General features: G+C 67.8%; 16 protein-coding genes and 1 rRNA gene. 4 read left to right on the top strand and 13 right to left on the bottom strand.

Going from position 1 to position 22,260, the window contains the following annotated elements; all coding sequences use genetic code 11:
- Window positions 1–95: 95 nt before the first annotated feature.
- From fadD32 to glf, 11 genes are all read right to left on the bottom strand, one after another.
- On the bottom strand, window positions 96–1,991 hold the full coding sequence (gene fadD32, locus HQ325_RS00085) for a long-chain-fatty-acid--AMP ligase FadD32 (RefSeq protein WP_222626212.1): 1,896 nt from the start codon (window positions 1,989–1,991) through the stop codon (window positions 96–98).
- A 196-nt stretch (window positions 1,992–2,187) separates the two neighbouring features.
- Window positions 2,188–3,192 carry an LLM class F420-dependent oxidoreductase gene (locus HQ325_RS00080; protein ID WP_222626211.1) on the bottom strand — a complete coding sequence of 335 codons (1,005 nt, stop codon included), beginning with the start codon at window positions 3,190–3,192 and terminating at the stop codon, window positions 2,188–2,190.
- Between the two features lie 112 nt (window positions 3,193–3,304).
- Entirely contained in the window at window positions 3,305–4,294 is a 990-nt protein-coding gene (locus HQ325_RS00075) for a cutinase family protein (protein ID WP_222626210.1), read from the bottom strand.
- A 10-nt stretch (window positions 4,295–4,304) separates the two neighbouring features.
- Entirely contained in the window at window positions 4,305–4,808 is a 504-nt protein-coding gene (locus tag HQ325_RS00070; RefSeq protein WP_222628688.1) for a DUF732 domain-containing protein, read from the bottom strand.
- A gap of 176 nt (window positions 4,809–4,984) precedes the next feature.
- A complete protein-coding gene (locus tag HQ325_RS00065; protein ID WP_222626209.1) occupies window positions 4,985–6,844 on the bottom strand; it encodes an alpha/beta hydrolase-fold protein in 1,860 nt (619 codons plus the stop codon).
- A 231-nt stretch (window positions 6,845–7,075) separates the two neighbouring features.
- On the bottom strand, window positions 7,076–8,032 hold the full coding sequence (locus HQ325_RS00060; protein ID WP_261777599.1) for an alpha/beta hydrolase family protein: 957 nt from the start codon (window positions 8,030–8,032) through the stop codon (window positions 7,076–7,078).
- Window positions 8,033–8,430: 398 nt separating this feature from the next.
- The gene (zomB, locus tag HQ325_RS00055; RefSeq protein ID WP_308014193.1) at window positions 8,431–10,323 is read right to left on the bottom strand and encodes a flagellar motor control protein ZomB; all 1,893 of its coding nucleotides are present in this window, start codon (window positions 10,321–10,323) and stop codon (window positions 8,431–8,433) included.
- On the bottom strand, window positions 10,301–11,206 hold the full coding sequence (locus HQ325_RS00050) for a decaprenyl-phosphate phosphoribosyltransferase (protein ID WP_222626207.1): 906 nt from the start codon (window positions 11,204–11,206) through the stop codon (window positions 10,301–10,303). Before HQ325_RS00050 ends, zomB begins: the two co-directional genes overlap by 23 nt.
- Window positions 11,203–11,748: a phosphatase PAP2 family protein gene (locus tag HQ325_RS00045; protein ID WP_308014334.1), complete on the bottom strand. Its 546-nt coding sequence runs from the start codon at window positions 11,746–11,748 to the stop codon at window positions 11,203–11,205. The genes HQ325_RS00050 and HQ325_RS00045 overlap by 4 nt, the downstream gene beginning before the upstream one ends.
- A 37-nt stretch (window positions 11,749–11,785) precedes the next feature.
- A complete protein-coding gene (locus tag HQ325_RS00040; protein WP_222626206.1) occupies window positions 11,786–13,678 on the bottom strand; it encodes a glycosyltransferase in 1,893 nt (630 codons plus the stop codon).
- Entirely contained in the window at window positions 13,675–14,874 is a 1,200-nt protein-coding gene (gene glf, locus HQ325_RS00035; protein ID WP_308014192.1) for a UDP-galactopyranose mutase, read from the bottom strand. Before glf ends, HQ325_RS00040 begins: the two co-directional genes overlap by 4 nt.
- Window positions 14,875–15,097: 223 nt before the next feature.
- Between glf and HQ325_RS00030 the strand changes: the two genes are divergently transcribed.
- On the top strand, window positions 15,098–17,170 hold the full coding sequence (locus tag HQ325_RS00030) for an N-acetylmuramoyl-L-alanine amidase (RefSeq protein WP_222626205.1): 2,073 nt from the start codon (window positions 15,098–15,100) through the stop codon (window positions 17,168–17,170).
- Between the two features lie 10 nt (window positions 17,171–17,180).
- Here HQ325_RS00030 and HQ325_RS00025 read toward each other — a convergent pair whose 3' ends face one another.
- The gene (locus tag HQ325_RS00025; RefSeq protein WP_222626204.1) at window positions 17,181–18,032 is read right to left on the bottom strand and encodes an HAD family hydrolase; all 852 of its coding nucleotides are present in this window, start codon (window positions 18,030–18,032) and stop codon (window positions 17,181–17,183) included.
- Window positions 18,033–18,126: 94 nt separating this feature from the next.
- On the opposite strand from HQ325_RS00025, the gene HQ325_RS00020 reads away from it, so the two are divergent.
- From HQ325_RS00020 to HQ325_RS00010, 3 genes are all read left to right on the top strand, one after another.
- Entirely contained in the window at window positions 18,127–19,809 is a 1,683-nt protein-coding gene (locus HQ325_RS00020; protein WP_222626203.1) for an ABC-F family ATP-binding cassette domain-containing protein, read from the top strand.
- A 111-nt stretch (window positions 19,810–19,920) separates the two neighbouring features.
- A complete protein-coding gene (locus HQ325_RS00015) occupies window positions 19,921–21,303 on the top strand; it encodes a GntP family permease (RefSeq protein WP_222626202.1) in 1,383 nt (460 codons plus the stop codon).
- A 1-nt stretch (window position 21,304) separates the two neighbouring features.
- Entirely contained in the window at window positions 21,305–21,829 is a 525-nt protein-coding gene (locus tag HQ325_RS00010) for a gluconokinase (protein WP_374107172.1), read from the top strand.
- A 112-nt stretch (window positions 21,830–21,941) separates the two neighbouring features.
- On the opposite strand, the gene rrf is transcribed toward HQ325_RS00010, so the two are convergent.
- A 5S ribosomal RNA gene (rrf, locus tag HQ325_RS00005) occupies window positions 21,942–22,058 on the bottom strand.
- Between the last annotated feature and the right edge of the window lie 202 nt (window positions 22,059–22,260).

Raw genomic sequence — 22,260 nt, 5'->3', positions numbered from 1 at the left:
CGCCGGCGGTGTCTGGGCGTCACCTGTCGGCTCCGGTGCGGACGTCGTTGTCTCTTCTTCAGCCATCAGCTCGCCAAACTACCCGCGTCGGGTGATCAGTCTTCGGGATTGTCGGGGAACGCCGTCTGCTGGTAGCCACCACGCAGCGTGCCCTCGATGTACGCCGCCTTGCAGGCCCGACGCGCGATCTTGCCGCTGGAGGTACGCGGGATCGAGCCGGCGGGAACCAGGAGGATGTCGCGAGCCGTCACGCCGTGGCGCGTCGAGATCGCTGCGCGCACGGTGTCCGCGATGGGCTGCGGATCGGCCTTGCCCGCTCCCGGCGCGCGCTCGGCCACGATGACCAGTTGCTCGGACGAGTCGCCCGCGTCGCGGGTGAGGCCTGCGCCGCCGTGCTCGAAGACGAAGTCGGGGAGCTGGTTGGCGGGCACGGCGAAGGCCGCCACGAAACCGGGGCGCAGGGCTGTGCTCGCGTCCTGGGCGGATGCCTCGAGGTCCTGCGGGTAGTGGTTGCGGCCGTCGACGATGACCAGGTCCTTCACACGGCCGGTGATGTAGAGCTCGCCGTCCACGTAGACACCGAAGTCGCCGGTGCGCATCCAGTTCGCGCCCTCGGCCGCACCGTCCGCATGGCTGTTCTCCGGCTGCCGCGAGACCAGCTTGTTGTGGAAGGTCTCCGAGGTCTCATTCTCCCGACCCCAGTAACCCTTGCCGATGTTCTCGCCGTGCAGCCAGATCTCACCGACGTTCCCGTCGGCGACCTCGGACGCGGCGTCCGCGTCCACGATGGCGGCCCACTGGCTCCGCGCGACGTACCCGCAGGACACCTGCGGGATCGAGTTGGGCGTTCCCTCGGCGACCTGGACGACGCGTCCGGAGTTGAGCTCCGTGCGGTCGACGTGGATGACCTTGGCCTCGTCCGAGTGCTTGGTGGAGGAGACGAACAGGGTCGCCTCCGCCATGCCGTAGGACGGCTTGATGGCCGTCTTCGGCAGTCCGTACGGCATGAACGCGTCGTTGAACTTCTTCATCGACGTGGTGGTGACCGGCTCGCTGCCGTTGATCAGGCCGATGACGTTGGACAGGTCCAGAGACTCGCCGTTCTTCGGCAGTCCGCGCTGTGCCGCGTGCTCGAACGCGAAGTTCGGCGCCGCCGCAAACGTACCGGCGCCGTCGGACACGGCGGCGAGTTCCTTGATCCATCGCCACGGCCGCTGCACGAAGGCGCGCGGACTCATGATGGTGATGTACTTGCCGCCCAGTGCGGGCAGGATCACCGTGAGCAGACCCATGTCGTGGAACAACGGCAGCCACGTGACGCCGCGCGAGTCGTGATTCAGCTCGATCGCGTCGACCATCTGCAGCGCGTTGACGCCGACGGCGCGGTGGGTGATCTCCACACCGGCCGGGACGCGCGTCGATCCGGACGTGTACTGCAGGTAGGCGATCGAGTCGATGTCGGTGGGCGGCTCGGTCCAGGTGGCGCCCACGCTGTCCGGGATGGCGTCGACCGCGATGATGCGGGGCCGCTGTGCAGCGGGAAGCGCACGGAAGAACTGGCGCACACCCGCAGCCGAGTTGGTCGCGGTGAGAATCGCCGACGGTGAGCAGTCGTTCAGCACGGCGTGCAGGCGGTCGCTGTGTCCGGGCTCGTCCGGATCGAAGAGCGGCACCGCGATGGCGCCCGCGTAGACGGCACCGAAGAATGCCACGACGTAGTCGAGGCCCTGGGGAGCGAGGATCGCGACGCGGTCGCCGGGGGACGTCACCTGCTGCAGGCGCGCGGCCACCGCGCGCAGACGCGCACCGAACTGCGACCAGGTGAGCTCGTGTACCTCGCCGTCCCGCTCGCGCGAGTAGTCCACATAGCGGTAGGCCAGGTCGTCACCGTTGTTCGCGACGTTCTGCTCGACGTGGCGGACCAGCGTCAGATCCTCGCGGATCACGATGTTGCCGGTGTCGTCGACGAAATCGTCGAACGAGTTACTCATCATTCTCTCCTCCGAAGCAGTGCGACACCGCCGGCTACACGACACCGCCCAGTCCTGATGTGGGCGTCGTCTGCTGGATGCACGCGCTCGTGCTCGAGCGTCGTCATCTTACTCACCGGTAAGTCTCACCGGTCTCGCTCACCGATCGTGACAGCGAGAACCACAAGCATGGTACAGACCCGCCGATCCTCGACCGTCATTCTCCCGCCAGCAGCGGGATCACCGGCGCGAAGGCGTCCATCTGTGTCGGGAAGACGCCGACGTACGACATCGTCGTCCGGGCGCGCACGTTCCGGATCTGGTCGGCGATCTCCTCGAAGCTCCCGATCGCGATGTACGGGGACTCCAGGATCTGCTCGACGGTCAGACGGGTGTCGACCTCCATGTTGGGCGGGAAGCCGTTGTCGAGCGCACCGATGACCATCTCGGCAGTCTGCTCCCGATCGTCGGAGATCAGGATGGTCGTGATGGTCCAGTTCAGCTCGATGTCGGCGAAGCGATCACCCGCCGCGGCGCGGATGATCTCGACGCGCTCGATGCTCTTCTCCATGGTGATCTCGGACAGCTTGAGCTTGCCCTCACGCGTGGTGCTGGGGACCAGGGAGATGATGTCGGCGTGTTTCGCTGCCATCGCGAGCATCTTCGGGCCACCGCCGCCCACGGCGATGGGAGGGCGCGGGCCCTGGCGCGGACGCGGGCTGCCCTGCAATCCGTTCACCTGGTAGTGCTTGCCCTGGAAGTGGCACTCCTGCCCACGCATCAGGGTGTCGAGAATGGTGAGCGACTCGTCGAGCTTCTCGATGCGCACACCGGGGCTCTCGTAGGCGATGCCCGCCTTGTCGTACTCCTCCTTGAGCCACCCCGCGCCGATACCCAGCTCGAGCCGACCGCCGGAGATCTGGTCGATGGTCGTCGCGTCCTTCGCCAGCACCGCCGGGTGGCGGAAGCCGTTCGCGAGGACTGCGGTACCCAGTCGGATCTTGTCGGTGGCGACGGCCAGTGCGCCGAGCGCGGCGATGGGACCGACCTGGTTGCCCAGGTGGTCGGGAATCATGAAGCTGTCGAAACCCAGCTCCTCCGCCTTCTGCGCCAACTTCACGAAACGCCGTGCGCCGCCCTCGTCCGGGTTGCCCTCACCGCCTGCCGCGAAGCGGAACGTGCGCAGTGGCGCAGTGGTGGCCGCAGCGTCGGCAGAACTCATGAATTTCTCTCCTGCAGCGTCGAGGGAAGGTGCGGTGGCCGGAGTCGATGCCGACTCGCCACTCTAACCGTTACCGGCTCGAGACCAAAGTTGCCCCGCGCCGCACCTCGCGTCAGCTGTGAGCAGGTGTCGGAGCCGACGCGACGAGACCCGCCGCCCAGTTCGCCGTCCATTGCGTGGCGGTGGTGCCGGCGTCGTCGATGACATAGCGAGCGTAGTTGCCGTGCACAGGATCACCCGCCGCACCGGCCAGCGCGGTCAGCGACGACGGGATGTTGCGGAGTGACATCGCCTCGGGCGGAGCCGCGCAGATGAGGTCGCCCGGAGCGCAGATCGAGAAGGTCCGATCGGCGAGCGCACCGAACCCACCCTGGCGGGCACCCGTCAGGGTGATTCCGGGAACGTCGAGACCGCCGAGCGCCACCTCGGCGCCCACGCCGTCCACCGGCGGACCGACCTGCTGCGCGCTGGTGCCGTCGCGTCGACCGTCGGCGATGACGGTGACACCGAGGACGCGCTCCGCCGGGACCGGACCCGACCCCGCGCCGATCGACGCGGCGAGATCGCCGACGATGACGGCACCCTGCGAGAACCCGGCCAGCACGTAGGACGTGAGCGGGCACTCCGCGGACCGCTGCGACAGGATCTCGTTCGCCTTCGCGGCGCCCTCCGACCGGCTGACGTTGTAGGACGCCTGGCCGTCGGGCGGGAACGCGATCGGATTCGAGAACTGTGCGACGTACGGGACCGTGTACACCTCGGCGCGCTCGGGGCCGAACTGCTGCTGCAGCGGCTGAGTCACGTTCAGCATCAACGAGATCGGGTTCGCGGTGGGGGCATAGGGGTCGTCTGCCGCGTTCGACTCCCACGTACCGGGTACCGAGAGCACGAACACGTCGGGGCACGACGCCGGCTGCGAGGTGGGCGGTTCGGCACCCGGAACACCCGGCTCACCGGGGCCGGGTGTCGTCAGTCGACCTGCGAGCAGGTACCAGAGCAACAGCAGGACGAGGACGACGACGAGCGCGACCGCGAGGAGGACAAGCAGTGTCCGCACCACCGAACGCCGACGCGGCGGCCGGGTTCGACCGGATCGTGTCACGGGGCGCCGCCTATCCGCAGTACGTGGATCGTGCGACGTCGACGTAGGTCTGCGCCGTCCGCGACGCGTCCTCGGCGGTGACGGTCGTACCGGCCGCCGACGCCTCGGCACCGACGTTCGCGGTCACGAAGGTGAGGACCTGGTCGTCCGCCACGCCCTCGGACTGAGCGGCGCAGATGTAACTCGCCGTACCGATGGCGATGTCGCCGTTGCCCGCCACAGTGACGCCGCGGGACTTCAACGCGTCGAGGAACGCCGTGCCGCGGGCGTCGATCGGCACCTCGGTCGGCCCGGGGAACCCACTGGGCACCGGCTGCGCCTCGTCGGGTGCGGTCGCCGCGGCGCCCGGACTCGTGGTGGCTCCGGGCGAGGTCGTCGTGGCGGACGCGGAGGTCGACGCCTCCGTGGTGGTCGCAGCGGCGGTGGCACTCGAAGTCAGGGACGGTGTGCTGCTCGCCGAGGAGTCGTCGCCGCCGCACGCGGTGAGCAGAGCGCCGGCCGCGACGGCCAGCATCAGGGGTGCGACGGTGGTGGCGAACCTCGAGGTCACGGAAACGTCCTTACTGTCATCGGGGCACGGCAACTGACAGCGGACGGTACCGGCACGGTCTGAGAGGACTCTGTGTGCGGGAAGGCCGAAGGCCGGCCGCGGGGCGAAGTCCCACCGCGTCGACACCGCCCGGTGTCTGGTCAGGGAACGATCTGGACGACGCCGTCCCGCACCGTCACGAAGCCGTTCTGGAAGTTCTGCTGGACACCGCCGGGGATGTCGAACTGATCGCTGGTGACGTATCCCAGGCGGCCGTTCTCGTACCCGACGCTCTTCCACGCATCGAAGATCTGACCGTTCAGGATCGACCAGGCACCGGTGGCCGGGGACCAGTAGATGTTGCCGCCCTGGAACTCGGTGAAGCGGCCGCCGTCGCGGACCGGGACCTCGTTGGTCTTCGCGAAGCCGAGGGCGCCGTTCTCCCAGCCGGTCTGACCGTACTTCTCCATGATCTTGCCCATGACGGCGTGCGTGCCGGTGTCGGGCGAGAAGTACATCGCACCGATCTCGAAGCCCTGGACCGCGCCCGGCTTGTTCGGGGTCTGCACCTCGTCGCGCAGCGGGTAGCCCAGCGGCCCACCCTCGTAGCCCTGTCGAGCCCACTCGTCGAGGATCGCGCCGCGCACCGCGTGCGCACCGGTCTGCGGGGTCCAGTAGACCATTCCGTTGCGGAACGAGTTGTAGCGTCCGCGACCGTCCGGGGTACCGAGCTCACCCGACAGCGGCATGCCCAGCGCGCCGGCCGGACCACCGTTGGCGGCGTAGGCGCCACCGATCGCGCCGGCGACCACGTGCGTGCCGCCGTCCGAGGAGAAGATGCGACCGAACCGGAAGTCCTGTGCGCGCCCACCCGCGACGTCGTACTCGGAGGTGAGGCAGTCGCCGAGCCATCCGTTGGCACTGGCGGTCCCACCGATGTTCCCGCCCACGCTGCATGCCGGCTTGTCCACGTCGACGCCGAGCGCGGTGGCGATCTGCGGCCAGGCCTGCCGCAGCTCGAATTGCCAGTACGCCCAGGAGTGCGTGCCGGACGGCCGGTAGTTGATCGAGGCCGGGATACCGAGCTTGTTGAGCTTGGTCGCGAATGTCTGCGACGTGAGACGCGACAGGATCTCGAGCCCCATGCCGGCGTAGTTCGTACTGATGCCGGGGATGTCGGACTGTTGGTCGTACGGTCCGGCGGTACCACTGCCACTCGAGACGTAGAGGCTCATTCCCTTGAGCTTCTCGGCCAGCACGTAGGGGTCGTGCTGAGCCCACAGCTCGCTCGACGGCACTCCCCACATGGCACCGGCGTCGAACCCACCCGCGTCCTGCATGGCGTACCCGATGGCCTGCGGCATGCCCAGCGTCGTGGTGCTGAGGATGCCGGAGAACGATCCGGCGAACCGGAAGAAGCCCGGGTTCCGCGCCGACAGCGTCATCGCGGCGGTGCCACCCATGGACAGACCCGCGACCGCGCGCGTCTGATTCGAGCGCCAGTCACGCTCCAGAATCGGCGGGAGCTCCTTGGTCAGGAACGTCTCCCACTTGTAGTTGCGGCCGTTGTTCTGCTCGGCCCAGTCGGAGTAGAAGCTCGACTGGCCACCGACGGGCAGCACGACGTTGACGTTCTTGTCGGCGAACCAGGACTCGGCGTCGGTCTCGGCGGTCCAGCCGTTCTCGTCGTCGGTGGCGCGCATGCCGTCGAGCATCCACACCGAGGGGAACGTGGCCTGCGGGTTCTTGTTCCAGTCGCGCGCCAGCAGCAGCTGCACCTGGATGGGAACGCCCATGGACGGCGAGTTCACCCACACCGCGACGCGGCGGTCGGTGATCCAGTCGACCGCGGACACGGTGGCGCCGGCGTCGGCCTGGGCACGCAGCGGTGCCGCCTGGACGGGTGCCGCGTGGACCGGAGACGCGACCGCCGTGGCGATCGACCCTCCTGCGAGCGGAAGAACCAGCGTGACCGCCAGGGCGGACAGAAGCCGCGCTCTCCGGCCGTTCGGAACTCGCATGTATGGGACTCGCTTCCTCGAAACGTGAGACTGTGCGGGGCCGTCGCCGTGTCGGAGGTGTCCGACTCGTCGAGAGTGCCGCCGATCTTGTTCTACACGGTCACGGCGACCGCCTCGGGGAGACTCGCTGTGACTGGTGGTGCAAATGTTACGGGAGTCGCCTCAGAACAGACGACAGCCCCGGACACCGTCGCCGAAGCGAGGGCCGGGGCTGTCGAGAGCCGAGTGGACTCAGCCGATGTTGGCGCGCAGATCGGGCATCATCTGCACGACCTGGTCGAACCAGTAACCCCACCGGTGCGTTCCCTGTCCGGGGAAGCTGTAGGTGACGTTGTTGGCGCCGATGGAGGCCATGCGGACCTGGAACGCGCGGCTGTTGGCCAGTGCCAGCGCCTCGAGGCCCATGCCGTTGGCGGTGTTGTAGTAGTCGAGCAGCGAGGCCGGACGGTCGTACACGCCGGGCAGGCCACTGGCAGCCGAGACCCACACGCGGGTTCCGTTGTCACGCAGACGGGGAGCGAAGACGAACGGGTCGTTGCGCAGCCATGCCGGATCCCAGGGCGGTCCCCACATGCTGTCCACGTTGTACCGGCCGGCATCGAGCATCGCGACGCGGATGGCCTCGCGCATGCCGGGAGCCGAGATGTTCAGGTAACCCGACAGCGAGCCGGCGTAGCTGAACTGGTTCGGGTGGTACGCGGCCAGCGTCAGGGCGGCGCTGCCACCCATCGAGAGACCGACGATGCCGTTGCGGGTGCGCGAGAAATTGAGGTCACCCGCCGCGAGGCGATTGGGGAGATCCTTCGTCAGGAACGTCTCCCACTTGTAGGTGATCCGCTGTCCGTTGAAGTTGGACGGTGCGTACCAGTCGGTGTAGAAGCTGGACTCACCACCGACCGGCTGGACGACGTTGATGTTGTTGTCCGAGAGGAACGAGCCGGCATTGGTCTCGTGCTCCCAGCCGCTGATGTCCGGCGTGGCGCGCAGGCCGTCGAGGAGGTAGACCACCTTCGACGTGTTGCCGTCCTTGGCGCGCCAGACGCGGCTCTTGATCGGACCCATGGACGAGTCCGACCACACGTCGAAGCCGGCGCGGACCTCGGCATTGGCAGTGGCTCCGGTGCCCACGACCGCGAGGCCGAGGGGGATGGCGGCGGCCATCACGACGGAGACGAGGGCCTGACGCATACGTCGGCCCACTCGGGGGGTGCGCAGGCGTGAAGCCTGACGCGGCAGAGCGCTGTCGTCACCAGCGACATCGGTAACGGACCCGTCACGCATACATTCGGCCTCTCACAGTTCCGTGCAGCCGGACGGCCGCACCGCTTCGTCGATCGATATCCGGCCCGGCTCCGAGGACGACCTCGAAACCTGGACCATCGGTCTCGTCTTCCGCACACGATCACCCCGCGGGTGATCCTGCACGTCGACGCACATCATCTACACATATCTCCGCCGACGGAGACAGCGTTACACAAACGAGATGCCAGAATCCAGCCAGGACGTCGAAATCGGAATACTCACGACACCGAAACGCCATTACCCGGTGATCTCACTGTGACGTGGATCTCACTCGAGGTGCGTCATCAGGAGGCAGGCCGCTCCGGGGGCATCTCCAAATTACACCGTTGTATTTCATACTTCGGCACCCGGTCGAACCGGTACCCCGCGAGATCCAGCGAGTGCTTGAAGTTCTGCACGAACCGCGCCCGCGTGAGCTCCGAACGGTAGGACGTCAGCAGTTCCTGCGTCTCCGGACAGGTCAGGGCGACCTGCGCCTGATCCACCCATTCCTCGTCCAGATAGAACGGCAGGAAAGGGTGAACGTCCACCATTCCGGTGTCCGCGACCACCCAGTCGGAGTACAGGTTCTTGTCGTGTCCGATGCGGCCGTTGTCGAGCCGTTCCGTGTGCGCCGCCAACGGGTACGCCAGACCCATCTGATCCAGCACCCGCACGTCGAGTCCCACGTTCATGCTGGTCATCCCCAGGTTGAGGAAGTAGACGACGTGCTCGTCGCCGCCCTCGGGAATGGGCAGGGGCGGCGGCACCACGTCCCAGTAGGTGAACTGCGCCGACGGCAGCAGCAGCCCGCCGTCCGGCGTGTTCTCGATGGTCCGCACCATTGCCCGCATACGCGGGTAGTCCAGGTAGTCGCTCGCCAGGATCGGGTGGCGGTGGCCGGTGTTCTCGGAGTAGAACGCGCGCTCGTCGACGATGCCGCTGCGCCCGACCGTCGTGCCCTGCGGCATACCGGTGGTGACGGCCGCGAAGACGGCCCAGACGACCACGCCGAGCCACAGAGCGACGCACGAGACCAGCGCGACGACCCCGCGTCGCAAGGGGATCGGCACGACGGCGACCGGGAGCAGGAGCAGGAACAACGCGGGGAGCAGCGTTCGGCCGTGCATGAAATCGCCGCCGACTCGCACGGCGTACACCGTGGAGATCAGACCCGACACGAGCGCGAAGATCACGACGGCGCTCGGTGTGCGGAGCCGGGAGACGAGTCCGGCCACACCGCGTGGCGCATCGTCTCGGCGAGCCGCGCCGGGCCCGATCCGGGTGGCGGCCAGTGCTGCGGCCACGACGACCAGCACCGCGGGCACCCACAGGGCGTAGGGCCCGACGAGGTTCCACAGATACGTCGATCCCTGCGCCCACTTCGCGCCGCCGGCGTCCTTCGACACCGCGGTGTTCGGGTACGGCAGCGCGTAGTAGCCCATGCGCCAGATCTGGTAGCCGACCGGGAGCAGACCGGCGACCACGACGACGGCGGCGCGGCGGAACCATCCCGACGTCGCGACGACGAGCATGAGGAGCGCGAGGCCGCCGACGATGACGAGCTCGGGCCGGACCAGTGGCGACAGTCCGCCCCAGAAGGCGATGACGAGCACGAGGGCGGTCGACGGGTTCTCCACCCGTCGGTCGGCCCAGCGGAGCATCAGCCACCACAGGACGGCGATCCAGAAGATGACCAGGCACGACTCGAGGCCGGACGTCGCGAAGTCGCGTGCCGGGGGTACAGCGATGTAGACGAGCGCTCCTGCGGGGAGCACGAGCACCGCGCGCCCGGCGTACAGGCGCGCCGTGCCGATCATCGCGACCGTGACGGCCGCCGTCGTCAGCACGAGGGCGATGGTCAGCACCACGTACTCGAGGCGGACGCCACTGAGCCACGAGAAGGCGTACACGACGTAGGTCCAGGCGGCGCTCGTGTTGGTCTCGACGCGCTCGCCGGCGTTGAAGACCGGTCCGTTGCCGGCCAGGAGGTTGCGGACGGTGCGCAGCACGATCAGTCCGTCGTCCGCGATCCAACGACGATCCCAGGCACCCCAGAAGGTGAGGATCGCGACCACGCCGATACCGGCGACGCCGGTCGCTCGGGCCCACCCGGGTGTTCCCGCCCGGTCGTCGGCCCGCGACTGCTCGTCGCCGGTACGTTCTGTCAGTTCCTCATGCGAGGTAGACAGCGACACCCACCACTCCGATCCACACGATGGCGAGCAACTGGAGCACCCGGTCCCCGAGTGCGATCTCCTCGGGCTCGCCCGCTTCGCCGCCGTCCACGTCCACTGCATACCGCAGGATGGCGACAGTGAAGGGAACCATCGAGATGGCGAAGAGGGAACTGCCGTTCTTCGCGTCCTGGTCGAAGGCCCACAACCCGTAGCAGATGACGACAGCCGTGGCGCTGAGCGTCCACACGAACCGCAGGTACGTGGTCGTGTAGTTCTCCAGCGACTTGCGGATCTTGGCGCCGGTGCGTTCGGCGAGTTGAAGCTCGGCGTACCGCTTGCCGGCTGCCATGAAGAGCGATCCGAAGGCCATGATCAGCAGGAACCACTGCGACAGCGGGATGTCGGCCGCCACGCCGCCCGCGATCGCGCGCAGCAGGAAGCCGGACGAGACGATGCAGATGTCGAGCACCGCCTGGTGCTTGAGGCCGAAGCAGTACGCGAGCTGGACCGCGATGTAGACGCCCATGACCACGGCGAGGTTCCAGTTGGCCAGGAACGAGAGCCCGATCGCGCCGCCGAGCAGCACCACCGCCATGGCGAAGGCCAGGTTCACCGGCAGCACGCCTGCGGCGATGGGACGGAAACGCTTGGTGGGGTGCGCCCGGTCCGCCTCGACGTCCATCGCGTCGTTGACCAGATAGATGCCCGACGCGGCCATGCAGAAGACGAGGAACGCGAGCGCGACCGGCAGGAGCACCGAGCTCTCGGTGACCGAGCCGGCAGCCAGGGGCGCCGCCAGGACCAGCACGTTCTTGACCCACTGGCGCGGGCGCACCGCCTTCACGATGCCCGTGGCCAGGTTCTTCGGGGGCGCGCCGACGACGGCGGGTTCCTCGCTCATGCTGCTCCTGCTGTCGTGGCCGCTGTGTCTCTGACAGTCAGGCCGAATCGAACCGCCGCATTCTTCTCGGCTCGCACCGTCGCCGCCGCGGACAGCGCGCCGAGCGCGGAGCCCACGAGTACGTCGGAAGGGTAGTGAACGCCGAGCACCAGACGCGACAGGAGCATCGCGGGCACCAGCACGGGTGCCACGGGTAGACCGCTCGCGCGGCCGATCAGCAGGGCCGCGGCCGTGGTGGACGTCGCGTGCGACGACGGGAAGCTGAACTGGCTCGGTGTGGAGACGCCGACGCGCACGGAAGGATGGGTAGGGCGCCGACGCCGTGAGATCCGCTTGACGACGATCGACGCCGCGTGGGCACCGACCGCACCGACCGCGACCGACGCCCACTGCTCGCGCCGTGCCGAGTCGACCACGGCACCGACGCCGCCGATGGCGATCCACCCGAGGGCGTGCTCACCGAAGTGCGACATCCCGCGGGCGACGCGCACGGCGCCCGGCAGTGAACCGACGCTGCCCTGCACCGCGGTGAGGACCCGCAGGTCGGCTCGAACCAGGTTGTCAGTTCGGACCAGGTTGTCAGTTCGGATAGGAGAAGACACGTTCCCAACGCTCCTTGCTGGTGAGTTCGGGCACGGCGCGACGGTACCGGTCGGACAGCTCGGGGAAGCGCGACGCCAGCTCGCGGCGCAGCGAGAGCGCCTCACCGAGCAGAGCGGAGGCGATCTTCGGATCCCGCTTGCGGTACACGACGCCGCGTCCGTCGGCGGTGGTGACGGTGACACCGTCGACCTGCGAGAGCAGGTACCAGCGCGCATCGAGCGTCGGCACGTTGAGCTGGGGACGGTCGTGGTGCTGCCGCTGCGCACCTCGGGCGTTGTGGATCAGGCCCTTCGCCAGCCGGGACACCTTCGCGACGACGCCGACCGGCTCGGCGACGGCGGGAACGTCCGCGCCGCTGGCCGGCGGGAGCAGCGTCGACGACGGGACGACCACGGCGTCGGGGTACTGCCTGCGCACCCGGTGTACCTCGGCGAGCGCCGTCGGCAGGATGTCCATGATGTGCTCGGGGCCGGCGAGGAAGTCGCGGATCGCCATGTTCTGGATCGCGACCGTCGAGTACTCGAGGCACAGCAGGTGCTTCATCGTGGCCTTGACGGTGTTCACCACGAGGCCGCGGGCGGAACCCGGGGAGTGCAACGCCGCCACCACGAGGCGGTTGCGCAGGTGGAAGTACGCCTGCCAGTCGATGGCGTCGTCCTTGTCGCTCCACGCCATGTGCCAGATCGCGGCACCCGGGAGGGTCACCGTGGGGAACCCTGCCTGGCGCGCCCGCAGTCCGTACTCGGCGTCGTCCCACTTGATGAACAGCGGCAGCGGCTGACCGATGGTCTCGGCGACCACCCGCGGGATGAGGCACATCCACCAGCCGTTGTAGTCGACGTCGATGCGGCGGTGCAGCAGTGTCGACTCGCGCAGCGGCTTCTCGGCGAAGTCATGGTCGTACTCGACGTTCTGGGCGCCGCCCCACATGAAGATGCCGGTGTCGATCTTCTCGCCCATCACGTGCAGGTGACTTCGTGCCTGCAGGTTGAGCATCTGGCCACCGACGAGCGTCGGCACCTTCGCGAAGCGGGCCATGGCGAGCGCCCGCAGGATCGAGTCGGGCTCGATCTCGATGTCGTCGTCCATGAAGAGGATGTGCTCGGCGTCGGTGTTCTCGAGCGCCTCGTACATGATCCGGCTGTATCCGCCGGATCCACCGAGGTTGGCCTGGTCGTGGATGCTGAGGAGATCGCCGAACGCGGCCGCGGCGTCGTCGAATCCGGGCTCGTCGCGCACCTTGCGGGTGCCCTGGTCGGGCACGATGACGGCGTCGACGACGGCCATGACGAGCGGATCCGACGCGATGGCGGTCAGTGCCTTCACACAGTCGGTCGGTCGGTCGAAGGTGGGGATGCCGATCGCGACGGTTCCGCGACCCGGCGCGTCGACAGGTGCGAACCACCCGGCGGACCGCACCTCGACGTCGGTGTCGGTGGTGACGTCGAACCAGATCCATCCGCCGTCCTCGAAGGGACCGAGCTCGACGACGAACTCGAGAGTCGTCACGTCGCCGTCGACCGTCGTCGCGTCGTCGGTGTCGCCGCCCTGGACGTGGATCCGCGACCCGTCCGCCTTCGATCGGTAGACGTCGATGCGGCAGTGGCCGACCAGCTCGACTCTCAGGACCACCGACCCCAGCGTGCTCCAGCGTCGCCAGTAGCTCGCCGGGAACGCGTTGAAGTAGGTGCCGAACGAGACCTCCGACTCGGACCCGATGGACACCGAGGTGCGCGAGAGCGAGTGCGCTCGACGCGGGTTGGTGCGGGCCTCGTCGGTGTACAGGGTGCGGACGTCGAGCGGCTCACCGGCGCGAGGGAGCAGGATGCGCTGCAGCAGCGATCGCCCCAGCAGCGGGTTCTCGCTCACGCCGAATCACCCAGTGGAGCACCGGATTCGAGATGGGGGCGCAGAGTGTTCTCGAATGTGGTGAGTGCACTGGCGATGGCCATGTGCATGTCGAGGTACTGGTACGTGCCCAGTCGACCACCGAAGAGCACGGCGTTCTCCACCGTCTCCTGCTTGGCGCGATCGCGGTAGGCCGCCAACTTCGCGCGGTCGTCGGGAGTGTTGATGGGGTAGTACGGCTCGTCCCCCGACTCCGCGAACCGGGAGTACTCGCGCATGATGACCGTCTTGTCGGCGGGGTAGTCACGCTCGGGATGGAAGTGTCGGAACTCGTGGATGCGCGTGTAGGGCACGTCCGCATCGTTGTAGTTCATCACCGGAGTTCCCTGGAAGTCACCGGTGTCGAGCACTTCGGTCTCGAAGTCGAGTGTGCGCCAGCCGAGTTCGCCCTCGGAGTAGTCGAAGTAGCGGTCCAGCGGTCCCGTGTAGACGATGGGCGCGTCCGGACTCTCGGCCCGGAGATCGTCACGGACGTCGAACCAGTCCGTGTCCAGTCGGACCTCGATGAGATCGCTCTCGGCCATGTTCTCGAGCCACGCGGTGTAGCCGTCGACGGGCAGACCCTCGTGGGTGTCGTTGAAGTAGCGGTTGTCGAACGTGTAGCGGACCGGGAGCCGCGCGATGTTGCCCGCGGGCAGATCCTTGGGATCGGTCTGCCACTGCTTGGCCGTGTAGTCGCGGACGAACGCCTCGTACAGCGGGCGGCCGATCAGCGCGATGGCCTTCTCCTCGAGGTTCGCGGCGTCCTCGACCGAGATCTCGCTGGACTGCTCCTCGATGAGCGCGCGCGCCTCGGCGGGAGTGAAGTAGCGGCCGAAGAACTGGGACACCAGGCCCAGACCCATCGGGAACTGGTACGCCTGGCCCTTGTGCAGGGCGAACACGCGGTGCTGGTAGCCCGTGAACTCGGTGAAGCGAGTGACGTACTCCCACACCTTCTCGTTCGAGGTGTGGAAGAGATGGGCGCCGTACTTGTGGATCTCGATGCCCGTACCGGGCTCGGGCTCCGAGTAGGCATTGCCCCCGATGTGGGAGCGCCGGTCGAGCACGAGCACCCGTTTCCCCAGTTCCGCGGCGCTCCGCTCGGCGATCGTGAGGCCGTAGAAACCGGACCCCACGACGATCAGGTCGTACCGTCCTCGCGAAGTATCAGTCACGGGTGACCAGGGTATCCGACGCTGTGTAGTCGTCCCGCAACCCGCACGTCGACCCTCGCGACGGCTTGTTCGTTCGAACACCTGGCCGAACCCTCTACTGGAGGTTGATGGTTGGTGTTTCTGTGGTTAGTGTGGCGCTTGTTGCGCATCACCTATCACATGAGTCACATCCGTCACATGAGCCGGTGATCGCGGGGCAACGTCTACCAGGGGAGAAATCGTCTTGCACCGTCGACCGAAGCCGTCACTGATTCTGGGTGTCGTCGCCGCACTCGCGGTCACGAGTCCTGTCGTGGTCTACGCCGTCGGGGACAGCACGACCGGAGTGCGCGCGGCCAACGACACCACCACCGTCGTTCCCACACAGATCGCCAAGCTGGCGCTCGCGAACGCACCCGACATCGTCATCCCCGTCAAGGAACTCACCGGGCTCGATCTGCCGGACATCGACCTGGGGTCACTGCGTGATCTGTCGCTGCCCGACTCCTTCGAGATCCCGTCCATCCCCGGACTCACGGTTCCCGAGGTGCCCGCCGCGTCGCCCACCGATCCCGTGGCTCCCGCTCCGTCCGAGGTGGACGGCTCGCAGGACGGCGCCGTGGTCAAGGAGGTGTCGCAGGACACCCCCTTCAGCATGGTCGCGCTGACGGCCGACCAGCTCGGCTCCGCGGTGGCCCGCGTACGCGCCCAGCTCGACGACGGTTCCTGGGGTCCATGGAACGAGACGCAGTCCATCGACACCGGTCGCACCGATTCGGACGTGCCCGCCGTCGCCAACGGGACCGAGCCCATCTACGTGGGTCTGACCAAGCGCGTCCAGTTCCTGCTGAGTCCCACCGTCCCGGCCGGCGCCGTCCTGAACCCCGCCGATCCGGCCTTCCCGGTCGAGCCGTCGGCACCCGCTCCCGAGCCGGCACCGGCACCCGAAGCGGCACCCGCTCCCGACGCGGCCGATCCCGTCGCGCCGGCACCCGAGCTCGGTTACGTCCCGGCCTCGTCGTCCCGCCCGCTGCGGGCCCAGCCGATCGCGAACGCCCTCGCGGACGCGACCGCCGTGCTCATCACGCCCGGCACCTCGGCGGCCGACAGCACGCTGAGTGACATCGCGACCCCCGTCGACGGATCCGGCCCCGCCGTGATCACGCGCGCCCAGTGGGGAGCAGACGAGTCGAAGCGCTGCGGATCCCCCACGTACGACGACTCTCTCGGCGGCGCCACCGTGCACCACACCGCGGGCAGCAACAACTACAGCAAGGACGAGTCCGCGGGCATCGTCCGGGCGATCTACGCGTACCACGCACAGACACTGGGCTGGTGCGACATCGGCTACAACGTGCTGGTGGACAAGTACGGCCAGGTGTTCGAGGGTCGCGCCGGTGGCCTCGACCGCAACGTCGAGGGCGCGCACGCGGGCGGCTTCAACGAGAACACCATGGGCATCGCGCTGATGGGCGACTACAGCTCGGAGCAGCCGACACAGGAGTCGCTCGACGCTGCCGGCAAGTTCCTCGGGTGGCGTCTCGGCAAGGCCGGTCTGGACCCGAAGGGCACCACCACGATGACCTCCGAGGGCACGCAGTACACGTTCGTTCAGCAGGGCCGCTCGATCGATCTCCCGGTGATCTTCGCGCACCGCGATGTCGGCAACACCGAGTGCCCCGGCGACGCCGCCTACGCACGTATGGACGACATCCGTTCCATCGCGGCAGCCAACCTGAACGGGACCGGCACCCCGACTCCGGCGGAGCCCGGTACGGGTACGGCGACCGACGAGGGTCTGGTGGCCCCGCCCGTCGCGGCTCCCCCGAGTGTCGACGCGTCGTCGCCCGCTCCGAGCACCACGCTGACCGGGCTCGTGTCCGAGCTCCTCGCGATGGGCGTCCAGAACCCGATCGTGCAGAAGTGGGTCGCCGAGGGCGGTGAGTCGGGTCGACTCGGCGCCGCCCTGACCGGGCTGCTTCCCGCACCCGAAGGACAGACCCGCGCGGACTTCGCCAACGGATCGATCTACACGACGCCCACCGGCCAGGTGGTCTCCGTGCTCGGTCAGATCTTCAAGCAGTTCGTCGCCATGGGCTCGGAGTCCGGATCCCTCGGACTCCCGACGTCCGACGAGTACCGCATCCCCAACGGCTGGCAGTCGGACTTCGAGAACGGGTCGCTCTCGTTCGACGAGATCACGGGCATCGTGACGACGGTCGTGAAGACCTTCACCGACACGTACACCGCGGAGATGAACGCCGGCGCACCCGTCGATGCTCCTGCCCCGGCTCCCGAGGCAGTTCCCGTCGGCTGACCGTTCTCCTCTAGCTCCACCACCGTTCGAGCACGCGGGCGACGCCGTCGTCCGCGTTGCTCGTGGTGACCTCGTCGGCCGCGGCGATCGCTGCAGGGTGTGCATTGCCCATCGCGACGCCGTGGCCGACCATCGTCAGCATCGGCACGTCGTTCGGCATGTCTCCGAACGCGATCATCTCGGACGCCTCGATGCCGAGGGTCCGCGCGATCTCCAGCAGCCCCGACGCCTTCGACACCCCGGGCGGACTCAGTTCGATCAGCCCGTTGTCGGTCGAGAACGTCACGTCGGCGAGGTGCTCCACGTGTGACGTCAGCGCGGCCGCCATGTCCCCGCTCGTCATCGACGACTGCCGGATCAGCAACTTCACGGCGGGTGCGGACAACACCTCTTCCGAGGACGTCTCGGTGTTGTCCGGGTTGAGCCACGCGTGCTCGTAGCCGGGTGAGCTCACGAACTGCGGCGTCGCCGCGTCGTGCGCGCTCCGGCCCACCCGCTCCACCGCGAGGCCGCACCCGGCGATGAGGGACTCCGCGAGCGCGGCCAGCTCGGCCAGATCGGTCACGCTCAACGTCCGCGCCGACACGACCACGTCGTTCTCGCTGTCGTAGATCACCGCGCCGTTGGCACACACGGCCATGGGTGCGTGGCCCAGCTGGTCGACGATGGGCCCGATCCATCGCGGCGGCCGGCCCGTCGAGAGCACGAAGGTGTCCCCCGCCGCCATGACGGCGTGCACCGCGGCCTTCGTTCGCGCCGTCACGCGCTCGTGGTGGTCGATGAGCGTTCCGTCGACATCCGATGCGACGAGCCTCGGCCGTCCGGTGTCGCCGGGGCTGACGGGTCGCTGTGTGGGCTGCATCGGTCAAGTTTGCCCGACCGGGTTCCGCGGCGCTGCCGGCGCCGCACGAAAATCCCGTGGAGGGCGGGTTCGACCGGCCGTAGTCTGACGTCCTGTGTCCCATCTCGAACTGTCCGACGTCGACTACTTCCTTCCCGACGGCCGCCAACTGCTTGACGGCGTGTCGTTCAGGGTCGGCGACGGCGCCAAGACCGCACTGATCGGACCCAACGGCACCGGCAAGACGACCATCACCCGGATCGTCGCCGGCGACGTGCCACCGGACGAGGGGAGCGTTACGCGCTCCGGAACGCTCGGAGTGATGCGGCAGTTCGTCGGCCAGGTACGCGACGAGTCGACGGTGCGTGACCTTCTTCTGTCGGTGTGCGCCGAGCCCGTCCGTACGGCCGCCCGTCGTCTGGACGACTCCGAGAACGCGATGATCGAGCACGACGACGAAGCGACCCAGATGGCCTACGCGCAGGCACTGTCCGACTGGGGCGACATCGGTGGATACGACCTGGAGCCGTTCTGGGACGAGGTCACCATGGCCGCGATGGGCGCCTCGTTCGAACGCGCGAAATGGCGGGCAGCGTCCACGCTCAGTGGCGGCGAGCAGAAGCGGCTCGTGCTCGAGGCACTGTTCGCGGGCAACGATCAACTGCTGCTGCTCGACGAGCCGGACAACTACCTCGACGTGCCGGGCAAGCGGTGGCTCGAGCGCACCATCGCCGCGTCGGACAAGTCGGTGCTGTTCATCAGCCACGACCGAGAGTTGTTGTCCACGGCCGCGACTCGCATCGTGACACTGGAGCCGGGGATCAACGGCGCCTCGGCGTGGGTGCACGGCGGCGGCTTCTCCACCTACACCGAGGCACGTGAGAAGCGGAACGCGCGACTCGACGAGTTGAAGGCGCGGTGGGACGAGGAGCGGGTGAAACTGCAGGCGCTCGTACTGCGGCTGCGCGAGAAGGCGAAGTTCAACGACGGTGTGGCCTCGCGCTACCAGGCGGCCCGGACGAGGCTCGCGAAGTTCGAGGAGGCGGGCCCACCCGAGGCGGTGCCGCTCCGCCAGAACGTCGCGGTGCGGCTCACGGGAGGACGGACCGCGAAGCGCGCACTCGTGTGCACGTCACTCGAGTTGACCGGTCTCATGCAGCCCTTCGACACGGAGATCTGGTACGGCGACCGCGTCGCGGTGCTGGGCTCCAACGGGTCCGGCAAGTCGCACTTCCTGCGGCTGCTCGCGGCCGGCGGCACCGATCCCGACATCGAGCACCTCCCCGTCGGCGAACTCGACCTGGCGCCCGTACCGCACACGGGCACAGCCACTCTCGGTGCGCGGGTCCGCCCGGGACTCTTCGCCCAGACCCACACCCGCCCCGACCTCGAGGGCAACACGTTGCTGGACATCCTGCACCGCGGGACCTCGCACCGTGACGGGATGGGACGGGAGGCCGCGTCCCGCGCACTCGACCGGTACGGGCTCTCGCGCCAGGCGGAGCAGAGGTACGACGACCTCTCCGGCGGCCAGCAGGCACGGTTGCAGATCCTGCTGCTGGAGTTGTCCGGTGCCACGATGCTCCTTCTCGACGAACCCACCGACAACCTCGACCTCGAGTCGGCCGACTCCCTGCAGGACGCGATCGTCGCGTTCGACGGAACCGTCGTCACGGTGACCCACGACCGGTGGTTCGCTCGGAGTTTCGACCGGTTCCTCGTCTTCGGGGCGGACGGTCGGGTGTACGAGTCGGGTGAACCGGTGTGGGACGAGGGCCGCGTGGCACGCGCTCGATGACACCCCGCCGGACGTGACGATTCGGACACGGTGAGGCGCGTGCAACGCCGTGCGTGCGAGTCGCGCCGTTAGTGTCGGGACACATCTCGGCACGCGAAAGGGTGACTCGGCGTGGACATCATGGAACCGGTACACGGAACGGCCTACCTGCTGTCGGTCGCGGCCATCGCCGTGGCCGTCCTGCTCTTCCTCATCATGAAGGTGAAGCTCCACGCCTTCCTGTCACTCGTTCTGGTGAGCATGGTGACGGCGGTCGCCGCAGGCATTCCGCTCGCGGACGTACCCGACACGCTCCTCTCGGGCTTCGGAGGGACACTCGGCAACGTCGCGTTGCTCGTCGCGCTGGGCGTGATGCTCGGCCGACTCCTCGAGAAGACCGGTGGGGCCCAGGTTCTCGCGGACACACTCATCGCACGCTTCGGTGAGAAGCGCGCTCCCTTCGCGCTCGGCGTCGCCGCCTTGATCTTCGGGTTCCCGATCTTCTTCGACGCCGGTCTCGTCATCTTCCTGCCGATCATCTTCTCGGTGGCGCGGCGCTTCGGCGGATCCGTCCTGCTCTACGCGCTGCCGACAGCCGGCGCCTTCGCGGCCATGCATGCGATCGTGCCGCCGCACCCGGGACCCGTGGCAGCGGCGGACCTCATGGGCGGAGACATCGGCGTCACTCTCGTCGTCGGGCTCCCGGTCGCGATCATCGCGTGGTTCCTCGGTTCCTACCTGGTCGGTACGCGCCTGGGTCGCCGATTCGTCACCAGCCCGGCCGCGCTGTTCGCGGATACCGCCGACGACCCCGACGCTCCCGCCGTCGCGCCACCGCGCTTCCTGGCCGTCCTCGGACTGCTCCTGTTCCCCCTCGTACTCATCTGCCTGAACACAGGTGTCTCGACGCTGCAGACTGCCGGAATCGTCTCGGAGGATGCCGGGTGGGCGGACGCCCTCATCCTCCTGGGACAGACACCCGTCGCTCTGCTGCTGACTGTGCTGCTCTCGTTGGTGGTCCTGGCACCCGGACGGTTCTCCGTCTCCAAGGCCACGTCGCTCATGGACGACGCCCTGGGCCCGGTGTGCGCGATCATCCTCATCACGGGCGCCGGCGGCATGTTCGGCGGAGTCCTTCGCGCCAGCGGCATCGGCGCCTCCCTGACGGAGTCGTTGTCCGACCTCGGGTTCTCGCTGATCGTGCAGGCATTCCTCATCGCCGCCGCGCTCCGTGTCGCGCAGGGCAGCGCGACGGTCGCGCTGACGACCACAGCCGGACTGGTATCGGCTCAGGTGGTCAAGCTGGGGTTGGGTAACTTCGACACCGCACTGCTCGTGTTCGCGATCGCCGCGGGAGCCACTGTGCTCTCGCACGTGAACGACTCGGGCTTCTGGCTCGTCAGCCGATTCTTCGGTATGGACGAGAAGACGACACTCAAAACATGGACGGTCATGGAAACGACACTCGGACTCGCGGTCTTCGCGCTCGCCTCACTGCTCTGGGTGGTGTTCTGACGTGACGGACCACGCCGGCGGCATTCCGAAGCACATCGTCGTGATGGGTGTGTCGGGGACGGGCAAGACCACCGTCGGCAGCGCACTGGCGACGACACTGGGAAGCACATTCATCGAGGGTGACACCTTCCACCCGAAGGCCAACATCGACAAGATGTCCGCTGGTCATCCGCTGAACGACGACGACCGTCGACCGTGGCTCACCGCAGTGGCGCGTGAGATCGAGCGAGTGGCGGGACAAGGCGGTACCTCGGTGACGGCATGTTCCGCCCTGACAAGGCTGTACCGGGACTGGCTTCGCACGGGCTTCCCCGACCTGTTCTTCGTCCACCTACAAGCGGATTACGACACGCTTCTCGACCGCATGTCGCGCAGGAAACACTTCATGCCGCCCTCTCTGCTCCAGTCGCAGTTCGATACCCTCGAGGACCTCCAGACGGACGAGCCGGGCGCGGGAGTACCGGATGTCGACGGCGTCCAGAAGGTGGTGGCAGCTGCCCTGACGGCAGTGGGCGCCACCCGGTAGATCCGCCGGCCGGCCGGCAGGGGCCACTTCGCGAAAGTCCCACTGCCGGTGCTTTACCCGTGAATGCAGAAAGCCCCCCGACCTGTGGTCGGGGGGCTTTCTGGGAAGGGTTGTTCGGCGGTGTCCTACTCTCCCACACCCTGTCGGGTGCAGTACCATCGGCGCTGGAGGGCTTAGCTTCCGGGTTCGGAATGGGTCCGGGCGTTTCCCCTCCGCTATGGCCACCGAAACTCTGTGAAACAACAGAGCACGAGGCACACACTTCCCGTCACATCGGACCGTTGCGGGTCGTCGGTGACGGTGGGTGGTGCGGGTTTCAGTTATCTGCTGAACAACTCGTGTGTTGTCTCAGATACTGCACAGTGGACGCGTAGCTTCTTTGTGGTAAGTCCTCGGCCTATTAGTACCAGTCACCTGCACCCATTGCTGGG

This window comes from Rhodococcus sp. BP-349 (assembly GCF_019835845.1).
Lineage (GTDB): Bacteria > Actinomycetota > Actinomycetes > Mycobacteriales > Mycobacteriaceae > Rhodococcoides.
This window is presented reverse-complemented; position numbering and strand designations above follow the sequence as displayed.